4 protein-coding genes and 1 pseudogene are annotated in these 4,197 nt (G+C 69.3%); 2 read left to right on the forward strand and 3 right to left on the reverse strand.

Going from position 1 to position 4,197, the window contains the following annotated elements; translation table 11 throughout:
- Nucleotides 1–181, forward strand: a 181-nt coding sequence (locus tag ACFV8T_RS45275; protein ID WP_385339681.1) for a thioredoxin family protein, incomplete at its 5' end; no start/stop codon positions are given.
- Nucleotides 182–421: 240 nt separating this feature from the next.
- Nucleotides 422–1,141: a class I SAM-dependent methyltransferase gene (locus ACFV8T_RS45280; RefSeq protein ID WP_385339683.1), complete on the forward strand. Its 720-nt coding sequence runs from the start codon at nucleotides 422–424 to the stop codon at nucleotides 1,139–1,141.
- Nucleotides 1,142–1,585: 444 nt separating this feature from the next.
- Here the strand turns inward: ACFV8T_RS45280 and ACFV8T_RS45285 are convergent, their stop codons facing one another.
- The 3 genes and pseudogenes from ACFV8T_RS45285 to ACFV8T_RS45295 form a co-directional block, all read right to left on the reverse strand.
- Complete coding sequence (locus ACFV8T_RS45285; protein ID WP_385339686.1) at nucleotides 1,586–2,545, reverse strand: PaaX family transcriptional regulator C-terminal domain-containing protein; 960 nt, start codon at nucleotides 2,543–2,545, stop codon at nucleotides 1,586–1,588.
- 301 nt (nucleotides 2,546–2,846) lie between these two features.
- Nucleotides 2,847–3,674, reverse strand: coding sequence for an alpha/beta fold hydrolase (locus ACFV8T_RS45290; protein ID WP_385339689.1), 828 nt, complete (start codon nucleotides 3,672–3,674; stop codon nucleotides 2,847–2,849).
- A gap of 42 nt (nucleotides 3,675–3,716) precedes the next feature.
- A pseudogene (locus tag ACFV8T_RS45295) lies at nucleotides 3,717–4,197 on the reverse strand (saccharopine dehydrogenase); the annotation flags it as partial.

A 4,197-nucleotide genomic window follows, 5' to 3' on the forward strand; every position in this document is an offset into this window, starting at 1 on the left:
TGCGGGTGTCCTGGACGTCGTCAAGGTCAATGCCGATGAGGAGCCCGGACTGGCGGACCGGCACGGGATCTCCTCGATCCCCGCTTTCGTCGTCTGCACCGACGGCACTCCTGTGAAGGTGTGGACGGGCGCCGCCCCGAAGCCCCTTCTGGAACGGAGCCTCGCCCCCTTCCTTCGCTGAGCCCCCGGCGTGCACCTCCTGCTCGGCGCAGCGGCGCCCGGGCCGAGCAGGAGGTGAATGCTGTCCTGCTGGAACTGGAGGACTCATGAACTCACATCACGATCGGGACATCGAGTGGGACGTGCTGGGTTGCACCGGGAACGCGAGGCAGGCCTGCACGCGCCCGCCCTCGCACAGACGATGGACTGGTAGCGGGATCTGTTGCGGACCAACGGTGGCGGATGTACGCCCGTCCACCGGGTGCTGGACATCGGCAGCGGGCCGGGGGTGGTCACGTGTCTGTTGGCACACACTTTTCCGGACGCCGAGGTTGTCGCTGTCGACCAGTCGCCCGGCCTTCTGGAGAGGGTCCGCTCGCGCGCGGTGGCGCAAGGAATAGGAAGCCGCGTCGTCACTCAACCGAGGAAATCCCTGGGTGAGTTCGGATCGCCGGATTCCGCGGATCTGATCTGGATCCGGAACGGCTTCCACCGGATCGGGGACCAGGAAGTGGCATTGAGCTCCGTGGCCGGCTGCTTGCGGCCCGGCGGGCTCGTTGCCGTCGTGGGAAGCGGGCTGCCCCCGCGATTTCTGCCCCGTGACATCGGCATGGGGCGTCCAGGCCTGCAAGCCCGCCTGGACGCCGCCTCGGAGGACGCCTTCGGCGATATGCGCGACCAACTGCCCGGATCGGTCAGGACGGTGGAGGACTTGCCGGCCATGCTGGCCCGCGCCGGGATCATCCCCAGTGGGACACGTAGCTTCTTCACCGACCTCCCGTCACCCCTCGGAGTGGCGGCGCGCGAGCATCTGCAGATGCACCTGAGCCGACTGCACGATCAGATCGGTGACCGACTGGAGCCGGAGGACCGCGCGACTCTGAAGCGTCTGACGGACAGCGACACATGCACCGGCATCCTCGGCCGTCCTGATGTCTTCTACCTCACGGCCACCACTGCCCGCTCCTGCCGCAGCTTCTAACGACTGTACCGCCAGGGACTACGGGACAATCCTTGTGGCAGTGTCCGTGAACCCGCGTACCAGTGGACAGATGCACGGCAGAGCAGCGCCTTGTTCACGGCAGCGCCATGGCCTGCCTGCCGGGGCCTGCGTACGGCCCATGCGGGCCACTCGCCCAGGCGGTTGACCGTGACGGCCACCCGCCCACGCGAGTGGCCGGCGCCGCCCACCAGCAGCCCGCTGCGGTGGGTCCCGTTCGCGTGCTTCGTCAGGATGCCTACAACCAGGATGGATCGGATGGCGAACAGCGGCCAACGGCCGGTGTTCCCGCGGAAGAGGGCATCCCCTGGGTACACCGCGCCCCTGTGGTCGAGCTGCTCAAAGTCATTCCCTACGACGAGGAATGGCCCTGCCTGGACACGGCTCTCACATCCCGTATCACGCATCCGCTACCCGGCTCCGTGCTCACCCGTCGCGGCGCTGCCCTGCGGAATCGGTCCCCCTGACAGCGTCGTCGTAGAGGCGAAACAGGCGGACGTGCTGCTCTGCCGCTGTGCCGGACTGCCCCAGCCGGTCCAGGAGCTGCCAGCACTGTGCGACGAGCCGACGTGCCTCGGTTCCCGGCCAGGGCTGGGGGAGCAGTTCGGGCGGCAGAAGAGGATCGGACTCCATCGCACGGCTGAATTCGGCGGCCAGTTCGACCGCGATGGTCAGCTGCTGGAGCGAGGAGGGGCCGGCCTCGTCCTGGAGTTGGCGCAGCCGCGGCTCGGCCACGGAAGCGAGTTGCCGGTAGCGATCGGCGATCTCGTCCTGCGGCCACAGGCTGCGGGCAAGCGCGGCCGGATCACGTACATCGCCCTGGCGCAGGTCGTCGGTGGTGAGGAGGGTGAGGCGGCCGTGGATGCCGAGCCGGAGGGCCTCGTCCTCGACGTAGGGTTCCCATGCGTTGGCACTGATGTAGAGGCCTCCCTGGACGGGGGCGCCGCCGAGCCGGGTGAGTGCGGTGCGCAGTGTGTCGCGCGCTGTGCGGGTGTCTTCGGGTACAGCGAAGGCGGCCAGGTGCCAGATGCCGTCCCAAGGGGCGAGGTCCGCGTCCTGCCGGAAAGCGTGCGCGACGAACTCGACGTCCGGCCCCAGGGCCTGCGCGGTGGCGTCGGTAGCCCGTAGCAGTGCTTTGCGCCCTCTGCCTTCCTGGACGAAGCGCCGCTCCGCTACCAGCCGCTTGATGCACAGACGCACCTGCTGGTCGGTCATGCCGAGCAGATCGGCAGCGGCGTAGAGCTCGCAGGCGTCGACGGTGTGGTCGGTACGGAGCAGTGCCTCGACGAGCATGCGGGTGGGGACCCGGACGGGCGCTGTCGGCGTGTGGAGCGAGTCGGTCATGAAGTGGCGGGCCTTTCTGGTACGTCCGAGGGTGCGGCTCATCGTGGTGACCGAGCCGCACCCTCGGCAGGTCGCGCGTCCAGGAGGTGCGCTCGGTATACACGGGACGGTATCCGGGCCGCTCGTACAGTGTCCTGGCGCGGGGATTCCACGCCGACGTCCAGTCCGGTATCCCGGCAGCAGTGCTCCATCACGAGGGCGAGCCGAAGCGCGGCGGGGAGTGGCACCCCTTCCCGCCTGGCGGAGGCGGGGTACAAGCACCCGGGGTACCGAGGTGGGCGGCTCACGCCCCGCGGTGCCTAGGACGGCTCCCCACTCGTGTGAACCGGGCGTGGTTCGGGACCTATGGGCCGTCCCAGAACGAGCCGAGCATGACGGCGAGCTCGTCGACGCGCTCGATCTGCGGCATGTGGCCGGTTCGGGAGAACAGGTGGGTGCGCGCCCGGGGGAGAGCGGCAGCGGCGTTGACAAGGTGGGTGGCCGGCAGGATCCGGTCGTGGGTGCCCCAGACAACGAGCGTGGGGATGTCGAGTTCCGAGACCTCGGTGAGCAGTTCCTCGCGCCAGCCGCGGTGTACGCCGCGCCACGAACCGAGGGCATGGGACTGGCGCCGGAACGCTCGTGCCGCCCCTTCGCGGCGGGAAAGCGCGAGTGCCAGGGCGACCCGTTCGGGCGTGGCGAAGGCCGGGTCGTAGAAGATGGAGCGCTCCGACAGCAGCGCGCTGTCCGCACGGGGACGCAGAAGCAGCCGCCAGAGCAGCGGAAGGTCGAGGATGCGCAGGGTCCACGTGACGTCGCGGCCGAACCCTGCGCTGTTGAGCAGTGCCAATGACGCCACCCGCGCTGGGGCATCAGCGGCGAGCCGCATCGCGACGGCTCCGCCCAGTGAATTGCCCACCACATGGGCGCCCGAGGGAACCCCGAGCACCTCCAGGGCCCCTTCGACGTGCTTGGCCAGTGAGGCGAGGCCGCAGTCCGGCAGGGCCTGGGACTGCCCGAAGCCCGCGAGGTCGATGGCGATCAGCCGGTACCCGCTCAGAGCGGCCCGCAACGGCTCCCAGTCCTCCAGGCTGCGGCCCAGTCCGTGCAGCAGGATCACGGGCGGGCCGGTGCCCGTCGCCGAGTAACGGACGCGAACCCCCCCGATCTCGACGAATTCCGCTGTCTGCACGCCGACTCCTGGTTCCAGTGATTGCACCGGTATCTCCTCGTTTCAGCGGCTCGGGGTGACGGTGGTGATCACGCAGTTGCCGGGGTGGTCGTTGTCGGAGGTGTGGGGCAGGAGCTGGGACAGGTCGAGGAAGAACCGTTCGGGTTCGATGACGGCCTCGGGAGGGTGTACGCCGGGTCGGCCGCCGGTGCCGTCGAGAAGCTGGGCGAGTCCCAGGGCCAGCGGGATGCCGGTCGCCTCTGCCATGTCGTCGATCAGCGCGGTCATGCCGGACGTCTCGGCGAGGCGGGCCAGGACGGTGACCGGGCTGCCGTTGCTGGTGCCCGTGGCTGCGGCGAAGAACGGAGGCAGCGACCGGGGGCCCTTGAGGCCCATGGCGCCTGCCACGGCCCGCAGGCTGCGGGAAACTGAGGGTTTGGCCAGGTCGATGGCGGCGGTTTCGTTGGTGAGTTTGCCGGCGTCGATGTCGCGGCGAAGGACGTCGAGGTAGGCCAGTGTGCCCGGGGTGATGATCATGAGGTTG

Source organism: Streptomyces sp. NPDC059832 (assembly GCF_042731715.1).
GTDB lineage: Bacteria > Actinomycetota > Actinomycetes > Streptomycetales > Streptomycetaceae > Streptomyces.